General features: G+C 63.0%; 13 protein-coding genes and 1 riboswitch. Of the genes, 4 read left to right on the forward strand and 9 right to left on the reverse strand.

From position 1 onward, the window contains the following. Positions 1-18: 18 nt before the first annotated feature. A complete protein-coding gene (locus WDB91_RS15675; RefSeq protein ID WP_339114565.1) occupies positions 19-1,449 on the reverse strand; it encodes an APC family permease in 1,431 nt (476 codons plus the stop codon). Positions 1,450-1,653: 204 nt separating this feature from the next. Between WDB91_RS15675 and WDB91_RS15680 the strand changes: the two genes are divergently transcribed. Together WDB91_RS15680 and speB are read left to right on the forward strand one after the other, a co-directional pair. Continuing rightward, on the forward strand, positions 1,654-2,610 hold the full coding sequence (locus tag WDB91_RS15680) for an AraC family transcriptional regulator (protein WP_339114566.1): 957 nt from the start codon (positions 1,654-1,656) through the stop codon (positions 2,608-2,610). A gap of 63 nt (positions 2,611-2,673) precedes the next feature. Continuing rightward, the gene (speB, locus tag WDB91_RS15685; protein ID WP_339114567.1) at positions 2,674-3,630 is read left to right on the forward strand and encodes an agmatinase; all 957 of its coding nucleotides are present in this window, start codon (positions 2,674-2,676) and stop codon (positions 3,628-3,630) included. Here the strand turns inward: speB and WDB91_RS15690 are convergent. The 8 genes from WDB91_RS15690 to WDB91_RS15725 all read right to left on the reverse strand — a co-directional run bounded on the left by WDB91_RS15690 (position 3,627) and on the right by WDB91_RS15725 (position 13,408). Beyond that, positions 3,627-3,944 (reverse strand): multidrug efflux SMR transporter, encoded by a 318-nt coding sequence (locus tag WDB91_RS15690; RefSeq protein WP_339114568.1) that lies wholly within the window; start codon positions 3,942-3,944, stop codon positions 3,627-3,629. The genes speB and WDB91_RS15690 overlap by 4 nt on opposite strands. 81 nt (positions 3,945-4,025) lie before the next feature. Then, entirely contained in the window at positions 4,026-5,810 is a 1,785-nt protein-coding gene (gene atzF, locus WDB91_RS15695; protein ID WP_339114569.1) for an allophanate hydrolase, read from the reverse strand. After that, positions 5,810-9,319 (reverse strand): urea carboxylase, encoded by a 3,510-nt coding sequence (gene uca / locus WDB91_RS15700; RefSeq protein WP_339114570.1) that lies wholly within the window; start codon positions 9,317-9,319, stop codon positions 5,810-5,812. Before uca ends, atzF begins: the two co-directional genes overlap by 1 nt. A 5-nt stretch (positions 9,320-9,324) precedes the next feature. Then, on the reverse strand, positions 9,325-9,930 hold the full coding sequence (locus tag WDB91_RS15705; protein WP_339114571.1) for an urea amidolyase associated protein UAAP2: 606 nt from the start codon (positions 9,928-9,930) through the stop codon (positions 9,325-9,327). A 10-nt stretch (positions 9,931-9,940) separates the two neighbouring features. Then, entirely contained in the window at positions 9,941-10,738 is a 798-nt protein-coding gene (locus WDB91_RS15710; RefSeq protein ID WP_339115109.1) for an urea amidolyase associated protein UAAP1, read from the reverse strand. Next, positions 10,719-11,570 carry an ABC transporter ATP-binding protein gene (locus WDB91_RS15715; protein WP_339114572.1) on the reverse strand — a complete coding sequence of 284 codons (852 nt, stop codon included), beginning with the start codon at positions 11,568-11,570 and terminating at the stop codon, positions 10,719-10,721. The genes WDB91_RS15710 and WDB91_RS15715 overlap by 20 nt, the downstream gene beginning before the upstream one ends. Next, a complete protein-coding gene (locus tag WDB91_RS15720; protein ID WP_339114573.1) occupies positions 11,567-12,379 on the reverse strand; it encodes an ABC transporter permease subunit in 813 nt (270 codons plus the stop codon). Before WDB91_RS15720 ends, WDB91_RS15715 begins: the two co-directional genes overlap by 4 nt. A gap of 12 nt (positions 12,380-12,391) precedes the next feature. Further along, positions 12,392-13,408 carry a putative urea ABC transporter substrate-binding protein gene (locus tag WDB91_RS15725; protein ID WP_339115110.1) on the reverse strand — a complete coding sequence of 339 codons (1,017 nt, stop codon included), beginning with the start codon at positions 13,406-13,408 and terminating at the stop codon, positions 12,392-12,394. Between the two features lie 134 nt (positions 13,409-13,542). Next, positions 13,543-13,646: riboswitch (guanidine-I (ykkC/yxkD leader) on the reverse strand. A 520-nt stretch (positions 13,647-14,166) separates the two neighbouring features. Between WDB91_RS15725 and WDB91_RS15730 the strand changes: the two genes are divergently transcribed. Both WDB91_RS15730 and WDB91_RS15735 read left to right on the forward strand, forming a co-directional pair. Then, on the forward strand, positions 14,167-14,910 hold the full coding sequence (locus WDB91_RS15730) for a Crp/Fnr family transcriptional regulator (protein WP_339114574.1): 744 nt from the start codon (positions 14,167-14,169) through the stop codon (positions 14,908-14,910). 140 nt (positions 14,911-15,050) lie between these two features. Beyond that, positions 15,051-15,248: a hypothetical protein gene (locus tag WDB91_RS15735; RefSeq protein ID WP_339114575.1), complete on the forward strand. Its 198-nt coding sequence runs from the start codon at positions 15,051-15,053 to the stop codon at positions 15,246-15,248. The last annotated feature ends 147 nt before the right edge of the window (positions 15,249-15,395 follow it).

Here is a 15,395-nt window from a genome sequence, read left to right on the forward strand (position 1 = left end):
TTTCAGGAAACACAGGGCTCAGTCGAAGCTGCGGCCAAGATTGGAATAGAGCGCGGGATTGCGGGCCTTGATGCCCCATGCGATCAGCGCGCCGCCCAGACCCGTGGCGATCACAAGGAGGGGGAAGGCCAGAACGATGGCGCTCTCGCTGCCCGTCAGCATAGAGATATTGCCACTGACCAAGGCGAAGGCCGCCAGAAGTCCAAGTGTCGCCAGCACAGGCGCCACCAGCACCACCCAGACCGAACGGCGATGGGTATTGATGCGGAAGAAGCGGATCACCGAGGCCGAGACGAGGATCTGCGTGGCCAAAATCGCCAGCACCGCAAGCCCCGCCATCCACGAGAAGACGGTCATATAGGGGTCGGCCCCGCCAATCGCGAAGGCGATCAGGATCACCGCCACCAGCCCCGCCTGCACCAGACCTGCCATATGCGGCGAGCCATGCTCGGGGTGGATATGCGCCAGCTTGCGCCAGATCAGGCTCTCGCGGGCCAGCGTGTAGAAGTAGCGGTTGAGCGTGTTATGGAAGGACAGAAGGCAGGCAAAGAGGCTGGTCAGCAGGAGAAGGTTCATCACCGTCACCGACCACGGGCCCAACAGATCCGCCGCCGCGTCGAAGTAGAACCCTTCAAGCGAGGCTTCGGCTGCCCCCCGCACCTGCGACGGCCCGTAATACTGGCTGATCGCCCATGTGGAGAAAGCGTAGAAGAGCGTGATCAGCAGGACGGCCACATAGGTGGCACGCGGAATGGTGCGCTCGGGGCGGTGGGCTTCCTCGGCAAAGATCGCAGTGGCTTCAAAGCCCACATAGGCGCCCAGCACGAAGACCATGCTCACACCCAGACCGGGGGCCAGCACCTCGGAGGGGCGGAACCCCGACAGCGTCAAGCCTTCCGGCCCGCCACCGTGGAACAGGATCGCGATATCGAGAAGCAGCAGGATCGCCAGTTCGGCCAGCATGCACGCGCCAAGGATGCGCCCAGAGATGGCGATGTTGCGGCGTCCGAAATAGACGACGACGCCCAGCACCACCAGCGACCAGACCCACCACGGCAGCTCGATGCCATAAGGTGCGAGCGTCGCGGCCATGAAGACGGCAAAAAGCGCGTAAATCCCGATCTGGATCGCGAAATAGGCCAGAAGCGCCATCAGCGCACCGCCGACACCGGCAGCCGCGCCCATGCCTCGGGAGATATAGCTGAAAAAGCCGCCCGCGCCGGAGATGTAGGGCGTCATCGCGGTGTAGCCTACCGAGAAGACCAGATAGAGCAGCCCCGCCAGAACGAAGGCGCCGGGCACGCCGGTGCCGTTGCCAAAGGCGAAGGCGGGCGGGGTCGCCCCCACCACTGCGGTCATGGGCGCCGCTGCCGCGACGACGAAGAAAACGATATGGGCAAGTCCGATAGAATTGCCGCGGAGCCGGCTTCCGGCTGTAGCGTCAGTCATGGTTACATCCCTGTTGTTTTATGTTGGTCTGTCTCTTGGGTGCGGGGCAGACCCCGCATCGACCATTGCCAGCCGCGCCATAAATCCGATAATATACGTCAAATGGCGTTACAGATCGGTCAGGAGGAGATTTTGTCAGCCCAAGCCGCGCCCTTGCCAAATCCGCTATCCATCAGGGCTATAATTCTTAAGCCGATTTTCGATATGTTTGATGGAAACATGGGCGCTTTGCGAAAACTCCTCGCGCGCCACGGCCTTGATTCGCGGGTGCTGGAGGATGGGTATGCGCCGGTTTCGCTGCAGGCCTATCTGGGTCTGTTCGAGGAGGCGGCAGAGATCCTGGGCGATCCCAATCTGGGGCTGCGGCTGGGGGCCAAGGTCCGGCCGGGCAGTTTCGGACCGATGGGGCTGCGCGCGGCGCATTGCGCCACCATCCTTCAGGGGCTCGAGAGTCTGGCACGCTATTCGGCGGCGCTGCAGGGCGGCACGCAGGTCACGCTCGAGCAGGACGCGCCCCATGCGAGCCTTCGCTATATGATCACCGCACCACACCAGAGCCCGCAACGGCAGGATAGCGAATTCACCCTTGCGGGGATCTGCGCGCTGATCCGGCGCGGCTATGATCTGCGCTGGCGCCCGCTGGAGGTCCATTTCAGCCATCCCGCCCCCGATCCGCCCGCGCAGATCGAACGCTGGTTCGAGGCGCCCGTCCTGTTCTCGCAACCCGCCAATATGCTGTTGATCGATATGCAGGCCGCCACCCGCGTGATGCGCGAGGAAGATCCCGATCTTCTGGATCTGATCGACCGCCATCTGGCGGGGCTGATCGAGGAGGCCGGTCGCGGGCAGAGCCTTGCCCATCAAGTCCGTGCGCTGGTCATGCTGATGCTGGGGGTAAAACCGGTCACGCTGGAAAGCGTGGCGCGCCAGCTCCAGACCTCGCCCCGCACCTTGCAGCGCAATCTGGCGGCGGAAGGCCGCTCGTTGAAAGCGATCGTGCAGGATTACCGCGAGGAACGCGCCCGTCTGCTGCTTGCCGATGGCACAACAAGCATCGAGACTATCGCCGCAACCCTCGGCTATGCCGATGGCACCGCCTTCTGGCGCGCCTATAAGGGCTGGACGGGCCAAAGCCCCACCGCCATGAAAAGACGCCCCTAAGCGCTGGCATCACCGTTCGGTACGGCCTAGGCTCGCCCTGCCGGTTGATATGCGAGGAGTCTCATGACCTATAACCAACCCTTGGGCGGCAATAGTATGCCGCGTTTCGGCGGCCCTGCCACGATGATGCGCCTGCCTGCTCAGGAAAACGCGCAGGGGCTCGATGCCTGTTTCGTGGGGATCCCGATGGATATCGGCGCCTCCAACCGCGCAGGCACGCGGCTCGGCCCCCGCCAGATCCGCGACGAGAGCCGGATGATCCGGCCCTATAACATGGCCACCCGTGCTGCCCCCTTCGAGGCGATGCAGGTCGCCGATATCGGGGATGTGCCTATCAACACATTCGATCTGAAGAAATCGGTGCAGATCATCGAGGACTACTATCACGCGCTGCTGAGCCATGACGCGATCCCGCTGACCTTGGGCGGGGATCACACGCTGACTTGGCCGATCCTGAAGGCGCTGGCCAAGAAGCACGGGCCGGTCGCGCTGATCCATGTGGATGCGCATTCCGACACCAACGAGGCGATGTTTGGCGAGACCATAGCCCATGGCTGCCCCTTCCGCCGCGCGTGGGAGGATGGTTGCCTGATCAATGACCGCGTCACCCAGATCGGGTTGCGCGCCACGGGCTATGCGGCGGATGATTTCGACTGGGGGCGGGCGCAGGGCTGGCGCGTGGTGCAGGCCGAGGAATGCTGGTACCAGTCGATGAAGCCCCTGATGGAGGAGGTGCGTGCCCGTGTGGGCGATGCGCCGGTCTATCTGTCTTTCGATATCGACAGCCTCGATCCGGCTTTCGCACCCGGCACCGGTACGGTGGAACCGGGCGGGCTGAGCACATGGCAGGCCTACGAGATCGTGCGCGGCTGTGCCGGTCTCAATCTGGTGGGCTGCGATCTGGTGGAGGTCTCACCGCCCTATGACCCTTCGGGCAATACGGCGGTGATTGCGGCGAACCTGCTTTACGAGATGCTCTGCGTCTTGCCGAAATCGGAGGCGCATCGGCTGGCCCGTTAGGGCGTGGTGAGTTTCATCAGCACGATGCCTGCGATGATCAGCCCTGCGGCCAACAGCCGGAGCGGGCTGATCTCCTCGCCTAGAAAGGTAACGCCAAGGATGAAGGTGCCCACCACCCCGATGCCGGACCAGACCCCATAGGCCGTGCTGAGCGGCAGCGACCGCATCGCCAGTGCCAGCATGGCGAAACTGGCCAGCACCGAGACCAGCATCACCACACTCGGCACCAATATCGTGAACCCGTGCGATTTCTTCATCGCGACCGCCCAGATGATTTCGAGAAGCCCCGCAAGCGCGAGCTGTATCCATGCCATATGACTGGCTCCTGTCAGATCGGGCCGTCCCGGGTGGAAAACGGCCGGAGAGGTCGTCCCCTCCGGCCTGCGCCTTTTACCTTATCCCTGCGTAGCGCGCCATGCCCGCCAGCCGCCGAAGGCGGTAATATCCTCGGCGCCCTCGGTGGCATGGGCCTCGCAGAGGAAACAGGTCACCGCGCGGCCATCGGCCAGCGTCACCTTCCCCACCCCCAAGGGCGCGGGAATTGCCGCCACAAAGGCGCCGAAAGCTGCGGGCGGGAGTGCCCAGAGTTCCAGTTCGATCCCATCGCCCGTGGCGTTCGGCACACGGACCAGACCCGGCTTGGCCGGCACCGTGCCCGTGAGGCTATAAAGGCGGTAGTCGCCCGCGGTGCGGGTCGTCTCCAGCAATATCCCGCCCGGCCCTGTCAGCTCGTGGTTCAGGGGCATCCCTGACAGATGTGCGCCCACGGCGGCAATGGTCAGCCAGCCTTCGGGCACCTGAGGCGCCGCCTCGGGCAGCACTGCGGAACGCTCGATCCCCATGCCGGAGGCAGCCGCTTTCTGCATGGCGGTGGCAAAGGGCACGAGCGCCTGATCACTGAAGGGCGGCGCCACGAATTGCACGCCCGTGGGCAGACCCGACGCACCAAAACCTCCGGGCACCGCAATCGCCGCATAGCCAAGGAGATTGGCGAAATTGGTATAAAGTCCGAACTCGCTGTTGCGCTTGACCGGCTCGGCCAACATATCCGCCACCGTGCAGCGCGTGGGCGAGGTCGGCAGCATCAGCATATCGACCGCCTCCCAGACAGGCTTTACCTTCTGACGCAGCGCATTCAGCCGGTAAAGCCCGTTGAACACATCGACCGCGCTATATTTACGCGCGCCCTCGATAATGCCGCGCACGGTCGGGTCGAAGCTGTCGGCATGATCGTTGAGGAAAGGCTCGACGGCGGCCAGACGCTCGGCCACCCATGGGCCGTCATAAAGGAGTGCTGCCGCCTCGCGGAAGGGTGCATAGTCAAAGGGCACCAGCTCGGCCCCCAAATCCTCCGCGCGTTTGCAGGCAGCGTCATAGGCAGCCTCGACCTCCGCATTGCCATAGAAATTCCTCTCGGCCCCCGCCAGCACGCCAATCCGCAGACGCGCGGGCAGAGCGTGGGGCGTGGCCACGCGCGAGAAGGGATCGGCCGCATCATAGCCCTCCATCACCGCGCGCACCTCGGCCGCCTCTGGCACCGATCCGGCAAACACCGTGATCACATCGACCGAGGCACAGGCCGGCACAAGGCCGGTATTGGGCACGAGGCCCGGCGAGGGTTTGAGCCCCACGAGATTGTTGAACATCGCAGGCACCCGCCCCGAGCCCGCCGTATCGGTGCCGAGCGAGAAGGCGCAAAGCCCCGATGCCACGGCCACAGCCGAGCCCGAGGAGGACCCGCCCGAGACATAATCGGCAGCGAACACACAGCGCGGGATACCATAGGGCGAACGCGAGCCGTTGAGCCCCGTGGCGAACTGGTCGAGATTGGTCTTGCCGATCAGGATCGCGCCCGCCGCCTTCAGCCGCGCAATCACCGTGGCATCCGCCGCAGGATCATAGGCAAAATCAGGGCAGGCCGCCGTGGTGGGCAGGCCGATCGCGTCGATATTATCCTTGGCGGCAAAGGGGATGCCGTAAAGGGGCAGCCCTTCGGGGCCACGCGCGACAAGCGCCTTGGCCTGCGCGCGCAGATCCTCGGCCTTGGCCCGCGTGATGAAGATCGCGGGGTCTTTGGACGCATCGCAACGGCGGATGACCTCCTCGATCAGATCAAGGGGGGTCATACCGCTGGCATAGGCTTTGCGGATTGCGGTGATGGACAGAAATTCGGGCAGCATCAGAGGGCCTCCACAATGGCAAGCAGATCGCCTGCATGAACGGTACGGCCGGGGGCCGTGCGGGTTTCGGTCAGACGGCCCGCGCTGGGGCTGGTCACGGGGATCTCCATTTTCATCGATTCAACGATGGCAATGGGCTGGCCTGCGGCAACAGGCTCTCCGGGGGCCACGAGGAATTTCCACAGGCTCCCGGGCACGGGGCTTTCGACACCGGTGCACCCCTCGGGCACCTCGCCCGCATCGGCACCAAAGACCTCATCGACCGAGAAATGATCCAAGCCCTCGTCGATCCAGCGCTGGCGCTCGGTCTCAAAGGCCGCCTGCTGGCGCGCCTTGAAGGTCCGAGCCGCCCCTTGGTCGATCCGCGCCTTCTCAGAGGCCCAATCGAAAGTGCCCTCCTCGATGCGCACATCATAGCGCCCATGCGGGAAGGCCTCGCGGGCTTCCGTCAATTCGTCATGATCCACCTCGAAGAAGCGGATCTGGTCGAAATGATCCAAGAGCCACGGGCGGTCGCCAAAGGCTTTGGTGCGCCGCCATGTGTTCCACATCTGGATCGTACGTCCAAAGAGCTGATAGCCCCCCGGCCCCTCCATCCCGTAGACGCACATATAGGCGCCGCCGATGCCCACGGCATTTTCCGGCGTCCAAGTGCGGGCGGGATTATATTTGGTGGTCACGAGCCGATGCGCAGGGTCCACGGGCGTGGCCACCGGCGCGCCAAGATAGACATCGCCCAGACCCATCACCAGATAGCGGGCATCAAAAATGGTGCGCTTGACGGCAGCCTCATCCTCCAGCCCGTTGATCCGGCGGATGAACTCGATGTTATCGGGGCACCAGGGCGCATTGGGGCGCACCAGCTCCTGATATTTGCGCATCGCCAGTTCCGCCTGCGGATCCTTCCACGACAGCGGCAGCCAGACGGTGCGGGTGGGCACCTTCATCTGATGGGCGGGCGGCAGGCTGGCCTCGATCCTCTGCAGCTCGCGCAGCAGGTCGGGTCGGGAAATCCGCGCCGGATCATAGTGGATCTGCAGGGACCGGATGCCCGGCGTCAGGTCGCGCAGCGGCAGACCTGCGGCCACCACCGCCTGCATCAGCGCCTGCACGCGCAGCCGCAGCTCGATATCGAGCGCCATCGGGCCATATTCGACAAGCAGGTTCGCATCGCCCTGACGACGATAGACCACAGGCACATCCCCTGCCCCCTCGCCCAAAATGGGCGAACCGAGTTTTTGCAGGCTGGGCGTGGCAAGCCGCGGGCCTGCCACCGGATCCTCGGGGCGATGGGCCGCAGAGAAGCGGATCCTGTCGCCCGGACGGAGCTGCCCCAGCTTCCACTGGTCCTCCTCGGCGACCACCGCAGGGCAGACAAAACCGCCAAGGCTCGGGCCGTCCGGCCCCAGCAAAATGGGCATATCACCGGTGAAATCGATCGCGCCGATCGCATAGGCATTGTCGTGGATATTCGACGGATGCAGCCCCGCCTCGCCGCCATCTGGGCGCGCCCAGTCGGGGGCGGGGCCAATCAGCCGCACGCCGGTACGGGCCGAGTTGAAATGCACCTCATAGGCGGTGGAAAATAGCGTCTCGATATCGCTCTCGCGGAAGAAATCCGGCGCACCATGCGGGCCGAAGACCACCGACAGCTCCCACTCATGGGTCAGGTCGGCGGGCTCCAGTGCCTCGGGCTCGCCCCGGGCCGCGCCGATATGGAGCGTATCGCCGGTTTTCAGAACCCCCGTCGCATGGCCGCCGAATTTACCCAAGGCAAAGGTCGCGCGCGAGCCCAGCACCTCGGGCGCGGCAAACCCGCCCTCAACCGCTAGATAGGCGCGCTGGCCAGCGCCGCTAATCGTGCCAATCGCCAGTGTCGCACCCGCGGAAATATCGACCACCGGCCCCTCGACAGGCGCACCGTCGAGCACCATCGCCATCTTTGCCCCTGCCAGAGCCACGCGGGTCTCGGTCAGAAAGCGCAGGGTCGGACCGTTGACGGTCAGCTCCAGCGTGGTGGTATCGGGCGGGTTGCCCAGCAGACGGTTGGCATTGCGATGGCTGCGGGCATCCATCGGCCCCGAAGGCGGCACGCCCACGCCCCACATCCCCACGCGTCCGGGCAGTTCCTGAATGGACGACTGCGCACCGGGTGCCAGAACCTCGATCACCGCGGGGGTAAACCCGAACGTATCCAGCGCACGGGTCTCGACCTTCCCCGAGCCCAACAGGTCGGAGGCGGCAATGGCGCGCAGATAATGGAGGTTGGTCTCGATTCCTGCAACGCGCGTTTCGGCCAGCGCGTCCTGCAGCTTGGCCAGCGCCTCGGCGCGGTTGGCACCATGCACGATCACCTTGGCCAGCATCGGATCATAGAAGGGCGTGACCTCGGTGCCGGTGGCAATCCAGCCATCATTGCGGGCCTTTTCGGAAAAGCTGACTTCGGTCAGTAATCCCGCCGAGGGGCGGAAACCGGCATGCGGCATCTCGGCATAGAGCCGCGCCTCGAAAGCGGCGCCTTGGGAGACGGGCAGCTGCGCGGGGATCGGGTCCTCGCCCGCCGCCTGACGCACCATCCATTCGACCAGATCAATGCCGAGCACGGCCTCTGTCACAGGGTGCTCGACCTGAAGACGGGTGTTGACTTCGAGGAAGTAGAACTCTTCGCGGGCAGGGTCATAGATAAATTCGACCGTCCCCGCCGAAGCATAATCCACCGAGGCACAGAGATCGCGGGCAGCCTGTAGCAGCCGCGCGCGGACCTCGTCGCGCAGATGCGGCGCGGGGGTCTCCTCGATGACCTTCTGGTTGCGGCGCTGGAGCGAGCAGTCGCGCTCGCCCAAAGCCACCACACGGCCCTGACCATTGCCGAAGATCTGCACCTCGACATGGCGGGCATGCCCCACGAAACGTTCCAGATAAAGACGCGCATCGCCAAAGCTCGCCCCTGCCATCCGCTCGACCGACGCATAGGCCGCGCTCAGCGCCGCCTCATCGGCGCAAAGCTGCATGCCGATGCCGCCGCCGCCAGCCGTCGATTTCAGCATCACCGGATAGCCCACGCAGGAAGCCTCGGTGAGCGCCTCATCAGGCCCCGACAGAAGGCCCGATCCGGGCAAAAGCGGCACACCCGCCGCCCTAGCCAGATCGCGGGCGGTATGTTTGAGCCCGAAAGCCTCCACATGTTCGGGACGCGGGCCAATCAGGCGGATGCCGTGATCCGCCAGCTTGCGCGAGAACTCGAGGTTCTCGCTCAGGAACCCGTAGCCCGGATGGACGGCCTGCGCGCCCGTGGCAAGGCAGGCCTCGATCACGGTATCGATCTGCAGATAGCTTTCCGAGGCCGCAGGCGGCCCCAGACGGACCGCCTCATCGGCGGCAGACACATGGGGCGCGAAACGGTCGGCATCGGAATAGACGGCGACAGAGGCCACCCCCATCTTGCGCAACGTCTTGATAATCCGCAGCGCGATCTCGCCACGGTTGGCAACTAGCACCTTGTCGAACATGGCCCTTACTCCCCGATCACTACGCGGATCGGCGTCGGATCGAAGCCGTTGCAGGGATTGTTGATCTGCGGGCAGTTCGAGATGACGCAGAGCACATCCATCTCGGCCTTCATCTCGACGTAATCGCCAGGGCTCGAGATGCCGTCATCGATGGTCATCGACCCGTTCTGCGAGATCGGCACATTCATGAAGAAATTGAGGTTCGGCACGATGTCGCGCTTGTCCATGCCGTATTTCGACAGTTCCAGAATGAAATTCTCGCGGCAGGCATGCTGATAGGATGTCTCGTGGCCGAAACGCACGGTATTGCTCTCGCGCGAGCAGCAGCCCGCATTCGTGTCATGGCGCCCCGAGGTATCATCGACCACGGTCAGCATAACGCGCCCCTCCGACGAGATCAGCTTGGTGCCACGGGTGATATAGGCGCCATTCTGCTCGCGCATGGTGTCTTGCGAGGAATAACGCTCGGAATGGTCACCCGCTGCATAGAAGATCGTGTCGATGGCCTGCTGGCCATAGCTGTCGATGATGCGGATCGTCTGGCCCTTTTTAACCAGACCGGACCACGGGCGGTTTGCGGGGATATCATGGATCTGTTGTTCGTTTTGCATCGGGAAGACCTCAGGCGCGAGCGTTGTTTTCAAAGCCACGGATGGCTTCGGCGGTGGCGTTGCGGCACAGGTCGTCCTGTTGGACAGCGCGCGCGGTCATGCGCGTCACCGTCAATGCGGGAACATCCGGACCCGTCGTCGGGTCCAGCGGATGGCGGGTATTGGAGAGCGCATAGATCATGTCTTCCTCGGCGCGCAGCTCGACCCAGTCCTGCCCCGAAAGCAGGCTTTCGTTCCAGAAGAACTGCCCCTTGTCATCCACACGCACCGGCGCGAAGAAGGTCAGAAGCGCAGGAAGGTCGCGCTTGCCCAGACCCAGCTTGGCCAGCGCGAGGATCATATTCTCGCGGGTCGAGCGGAAGGCCGGCGTAAACGGCGAGCGGGCGGGCATGCCACCTGACAGCGCATCATTGGCGCCCGCGCTGTCTTCGATGATCGAATAGAGCACGCGGCCCATATCGGAAAACACCACGCGGCCCTTTTTCAGATCCGTCGTCCATTGCAGCTTGCAGGTATCGGGCAGGTTCTGGCGCTCAGTCACATCGCCTTCGCGCCATGCCGCAAAAGAGGCCGAAGCCCCGAACCCGTTGGCCTGAAGGCGCAGGATCTCGCCCTTTTGCAGACGGGCGGTGTAATACCAGCCCCCCGGCACGGTCTCGTCCCAGATCACCCCTTCGGGCGCGGGTGCGGGCAGCGGGCTCGGCTGCGGCATGGCAGAGGGCGCGGCCTCCAGCCCGCGGCGTTGATGGTCTTCATAGCGGGCGCGATCGGCAGCGATAGTCTCGGGCTTACGCGGAGTGTGTTGCAGCATGCGAGAGTTCCTTTGCCCAGGTCGTCCCGGTCAGTGGCCCCTGTTCTGTCGGGTCGTCCCGACGGGGATAAATATCGGCATCATAGATCGAAGTGGCCCCTGCCACGCGGGGCGGCCAGATCGCGATGTCCTTGGTGATGGTCGCGCCGTAGCGTAGCCGTTCTTCGGGCAGGTTGCGGGTGCGCTCGAAGGCGATGATGCGGGTCGATAGGGTGAAGGCCTCACGGATGTCATGGGTGACCATCACCACGCTCATCGGCACCTCGTTCCAGAGCCGTTTCATCAGCTTGTGGATGTCGGTGCGGATGCCCGGATCAAGCGCGCCAAAAGGCTCGTCCAGCAAAAGCACCTTGGGTTTCATCATCAGCGCCTGCGCGAGCGCCAGACGTTGTTGCATTCCGCCCGAAAGCTGGGCGGGATATTTATCCTCGGCCCCCGCAAGCCCGACCTCGGCCAGCATCGCGCGGGCCTCATCGGCAATGCGCTTGCGGGTGGCACCAAAGGTCCGACCCAAAAGGCGCGCGGCTTTCATCTCGGGGCCTGCCATCACATTGGCCAGCACCGTCATATGCGGGAAGACCGAATAGCGCTGGAAGACCACGCCCCGATCGGGCCCCGGCTCGGGTGGCAGGGCCTCGCCATCAATGGTGATCGCCCCTCGCGTCAGACCCTCTTGGCCCAGTAGCATCCGCAGGAAGGTGGTCTTGCCACAGCCCGACGGACCCACAAGCGCGATAAACGAGCGCGGCGCGATCTCGAGATCGATGTTCTGCAACACGACCTGCTCGCCATATTCCTTCCAGAGGTTTTTCACGGAAATCTGCGTCATTGGCGGATCTCCGTCCAAGGGAAGGCGCGCCGCCGTAGCTGGCTGAGAGCCACATCCATCACCACCGCCAGAAGTGTGATCCATGCCACATAGGGAAAGATCACATCCATCGACATATAGCGCCGCACGAGAAAGATCCGGTAACCCAGACCCGCATCCGCCGAGATGGCCTCGGCCGCGATGAGGAACAGAAAGGCCGGACCAAGTTGCAAACGCAGGCTGTCGATCAGCCGTGGCAGCACCTGCGGCAGCACGACCCGCAGGGTGATCAGCCAGCTTGAGGCCGAAAGGGTCTCGGCCTTGATGATCTGCTCGCGCGGCAATGCCCCCGCCTGAAGCGCCAGATCGCGGATCAGGATGGGGGTCACGCCGATGACGATGAGCGCGATCTTGGCGGTCTCGCCCAGACCCAGCGCGATAAACAGCACCGGCAGAAGCGCCAGAGGTGGCACCATCGAGATAAAGCCTACGAGCGGCGCAAGGGCGGCCCGCGCCAGTGGCAGCACGCCCTGCGCCACGCCCACAACGAGCGCGATGGCCGTGGCGATCCCCAGCCCCGAAACAAGGCGGGTCAGGCTGGCGCGGGTATCGGCCCATAGGAGATAGTCGCCGGTGCGCCGGTCTTGGGTAAAGGCATAGGTATTGACCGCATCGGCGATCGTCTGGAATCCGGGCAAGAGCTTGTCGGCGGGGTTGGCCTCGAGCCGCACCGCCGAACCGATCGCATAGGCGACAAGCAGGGCGATGAACGGCAGGCAGGCAAGAAACAACCCCGTCCGACGCGAGGGTCTGACGTTGATGAGACGCATGGGAGGCCCTGATTACAGCGCGTTATCGGCGGCGGCCTGCATGAACTGCGTGTCGAAGCGCAGCTTCACATTGCTTTCGTCGCCCAGCACCGTGCCATCGGCGAGTTCGATCCCGATCACATCCACTGAGGGCGCGCCCGCACCCAGAAGGCCTTTGTCGAAGAGGAAGTTGCGCACATGGTCCATACCATCGGCCATCTCTTTCGACTGCGTGAAGCTCACCGCCTTGACCGGATCGGCAAAGAAATGCGTTGCGGCCAATTGCTCCTCGAAACCCGCCTGATCGGTGCCGGAGGCCGCGCCCATCGCGGCACGCGCCCTGGCGCCCTCGGGCGTATCCGAGGTCATCAGCGCCACGGTTTCATACCAGATCCCCGCAAGCGCCTTGCCGAATTCGGGATGCGCTTTGAGCGTGTCGGTATTGGCCACCATCAGATCGAGGATCTCGCCCGGGATCTTCGAGCTGTCGAACACGATATGCGCGTCATCGAGCTTGGCGATCTCCGAGACCATCGGGTTCCATGTCACCATCGCCTGCACATCCGCCGTCTGGAAGGCACCGACCATATCGGGATCGGCAGTATTGACGATCTTCACATCGCGGCCCGTCAGACCCACGGTCTCCAGACCACGGTTCAGCAGGTATTCGGACACCGAGAACTCGACCAGATTGACGCTCTCGCCCTTGATATCCTCGAGCTTGTCCTTGCCCTTCAGGATCACGGCATCATTGCCATCGGAGAAATCGCCCACGATCACGGCGGTGGTATCCACGCCGCCTGCTGCCGGAATGGACAGCCCGTCCATATTGGTCAGCGTCACCGCATCATAGGCGCCTACAGTATATTGGTTCATCGATTCCACATAGTCGTTAAACTGGGTGACCTCGATCTCGATCCCGTATTTATCCGCCCATTTCTGGACGATTCCGCTATCCTGCGCATAGCCCCACGGCATCCAGCCCGCATAGATCGACCAAGCGACCTTGAAGGAGGGTTTGGTCTGCGCCTGCAGAGGGGCGGTGGCCATCAGGGTGGCAATCAGGGTGGTGGCGGAAGACAGCATTAGTCCACGGCGAGTAATCATGGCTCGTTCCTTTACATTCATCATGTTGCATAAGGGACGTACGAAACCACGTTCCGCCAATCCCTTGGCTGGACGAGGTCTCCCGGGCTTTTATCCCGCCGTGTGCCGAACGGGATGTCTCCCCGCCGGTGGCTGCTCTCGGACCAGACGCATCTCTGCCGGAACCCTAGCGGCCAACTCCTGTAGATTGCTAGCAGCAGGCATTTCTCCGCGTCAACGCCCGCAGGCCAGAGCCGCAAGATACCAAAGGATTGCACCGGAACGTCAGAAAATAAGAGCAAGAATGCAGCGACATGCCCAATATTTACCCAATCCGCGAAGAAAGCGACGGCGGGCCAATATGCGGGCCATACGTTCCGCCGCGTAGACCGGTCCGGCAGAACCGGAGAAACAATCTGCCATGCGCGAGGCGCAGCCGACGGGCGGCCCCTTTGGCAGGCATCGCACCCGCTCTCGCCAAACAGGCCCGAAGCCGCGCGGTTAAGTCAGCTTACATGATCTGAAATCAATATTCGCCCGTAAGTCGTCGCCTTTTTTTGTCAGGAATGCCCGGACAGGCTTGAGACCGCGTCATATTATCATTTGTTAAGTTGGACGATATCCAGACCGCCTGCCGTTTCCTGATCCCGTTTAGCGGGAACATTCCAAGCGTCTGGTTGGTTTTCGAGTAAGCTTATTCCTGATCGGGCGATGTGATCTATATGTCGAGTGAAACCTATCCGAATACATGGCGCTTTCTCAAAGGCCGCGTGCGTGACAGCATGAGCCGTAACGAGAAATCCGTGATGGAGGATCTGGTGCAGGATGTGTGCCAGCTGGGGCATGGCGAGAAAATCCTGACGCGCGGGTCGGTGACCCAGCGCAGCACATTCCTGATCGAAGGTTTCGTCGCTCGTGTCAACGAGCGTGACGGTAAACGCCAGATCATCTCCATCCATGTGCCCGGAGATTTCGTCGATCTGCACAGCTATGCGCTGAAAAAGATCGACCACGACCTGATGACCTTCGGCACCGCCCGCGTGGGCTATGTCTCCCATGTCAATCTGGATGTGGTAATGACACGCGAGCCGAAACTGGCGCGCCACCTGTGGTTCGCCTCGCATCTGGACGCCGCGATCCACCGCGAATGGATCGCCAAGCTGCAGAGCCTTTCGGCCGATGGCTGCCTTGCGCATCTGATCACCGAGGTGCATGCCCGCCTCAAAGCGGTGGCCGCGATCGAGCATAACAGCTTCGCCTTCCCGCTGACCCAGACCGAGCTGGCCGAAACCTGCGGCACCACCCCCGTGCATATGAATCGCGTGGTGCGCAAACTGCGCGAACAGGGTCTGGCCGATATCTCGCGCAAGAAGATCACCATTCTTGACGCCGAAGGGCTGGCCGCCCTCGCCCAGTTCGATATGGGCTATCTCTACCAGAACCTCCCCGAGCCTGTCCGCGCCTGACACGAGTTGACATCAGGTTTAGTTTCATGATCTGTGTTAGGCCGTCTTGTAGGCATGGCTAAGGTCACTGCTTGGCTTATTTTTATTTTTACAGAGTATTACGACGGGCGCTGCCTGCCGGACTACCTTGGGGAGGTAGAATGGAACTATCATCAAACGACATGGATCAGGCGTTCCATGATCTGGGCAATGCGCTTCAGAAAGTCAAATCCGCCAGTTCGATCGCCCATCGCAGCCCCGAAAACGCCATGCAGTGTTTCGATGTGATCGACGAGGCCGTCGAACAGATCGAGACCCAACTCAAATCCTTGCGCGACAGCCTGCATTCCTCGCGTTGAGGGCCTCTCGCTGAAGGCCTCGCGTTAAAGGCTGCTGCCCGTTTCAGGGCAACAGCACCCGCGGTGACGTTTTATCCTGAGCATGCTCTGGTAATCCGAAACTGCATGTTTATCCTCCTCCCCGAAGACAGGTGGCAGGCAGGGACA

The organism is Thioclava sp. GXIMD2076 (genome assembly GCF_037949795.1).
GTDB lineage: Bacteria > Pseudomonadota > Alphaproteobacteria > Rhodobacterales > Rhodobacteraceae > Thioclava > Thioclava kandeliae.

What these genes read in the sequence shown, in the direction of transcription:
- WDB91_RS15735 (WP_339114575.1), top strand. Translation starts at nt 15,051, where the DNA reads ATGGAACTATCATCAAACGACATGGATCAGGCGTTCCATGATCTGGGC.
- WDB91_RS15715 (WP_339114572.1), bottom strand. Translation starts at nt 11,570, where the DNA reads ATGACGCAGATTTCCGTGAAAAACCTCTGGAAGGAATATGGCGAGCAG.
- WDB91_RS15690 (WP_339114568.1), bottom strand. Translation starts at nt 3,944, where the DNA reads ATGGCATGGATACAGCTCGCGCTTGCGGGGCTTCTCGAAATCATCTGG.
- uca (WP_339114570.1), bottom strand. Translation starts at nt 9,319, where the DNA reads ATGTTCGACAAGGTGCTAGTTGCCAACCGTGGCGAGATCGCGCTGCGG.
- WDB91_RS15720 (WP_339114573.1), bottom strand. Translation starts at nt 12,379, where the DNA reads ATGCGTCTCATCAACGTCAGACCCTCGCGTCGGACGGGGTTGTTTCTT.
- WDB91_RS15730 (WP_339114574.1), top strand. Translation starts at nt 14,167, where the DNA reads ATGTCGAGTGAAACCTATCCGAATACATGGCGCTTTCTCAAAGGCCGC.
- atzF (WP_339114569.1), bottom strand. Translation starts at nt 5,810, where the DNA reads ATGCTGCCCGAATTTCTGTCCATCACCGCAATCCGCAAAGCCTATGCC.
- WDB91_RS15725 (WP_339115110.1), bottom strand. Translation starts at nt 13,408, where the DNA reads ATGGCCACCGCCCCTCTGCAGGCGCAGACCAAACCCTCCTTCAAGGTC.
- speB (WP_339114567.1), top strand. Translation starts at nt 2,674, where the DNA reads ATGACCTATAACCAACCCTTGGGCGGCAATAGTATGCCGCGTTTCGGC.
- WDB91_RS15705 (WP_339114571.1), bottom strand. Translation starts at nt 9,930, where the DNA reads ATGCAAAACGAACAACAGATCCATGATATCCCCGCAAACCGCCCGTGG.
- WDB91_RS15675 (WP_339114565.1), bottom strand. Translation starts at nt 1,449, where the DNA reads ATGACTGACGCTACAGCCGGAAGCCGGCTCCGCGGCAATTCTATCGGA.
- WDB91_RS15680 (WP_339114566.1), top strand. Translation starts at nt 1,654, where the DNA reads ATGTTTGATGGAAACATGGGCGCTTTGCGAAAACTCCTCGCGCGCCAC.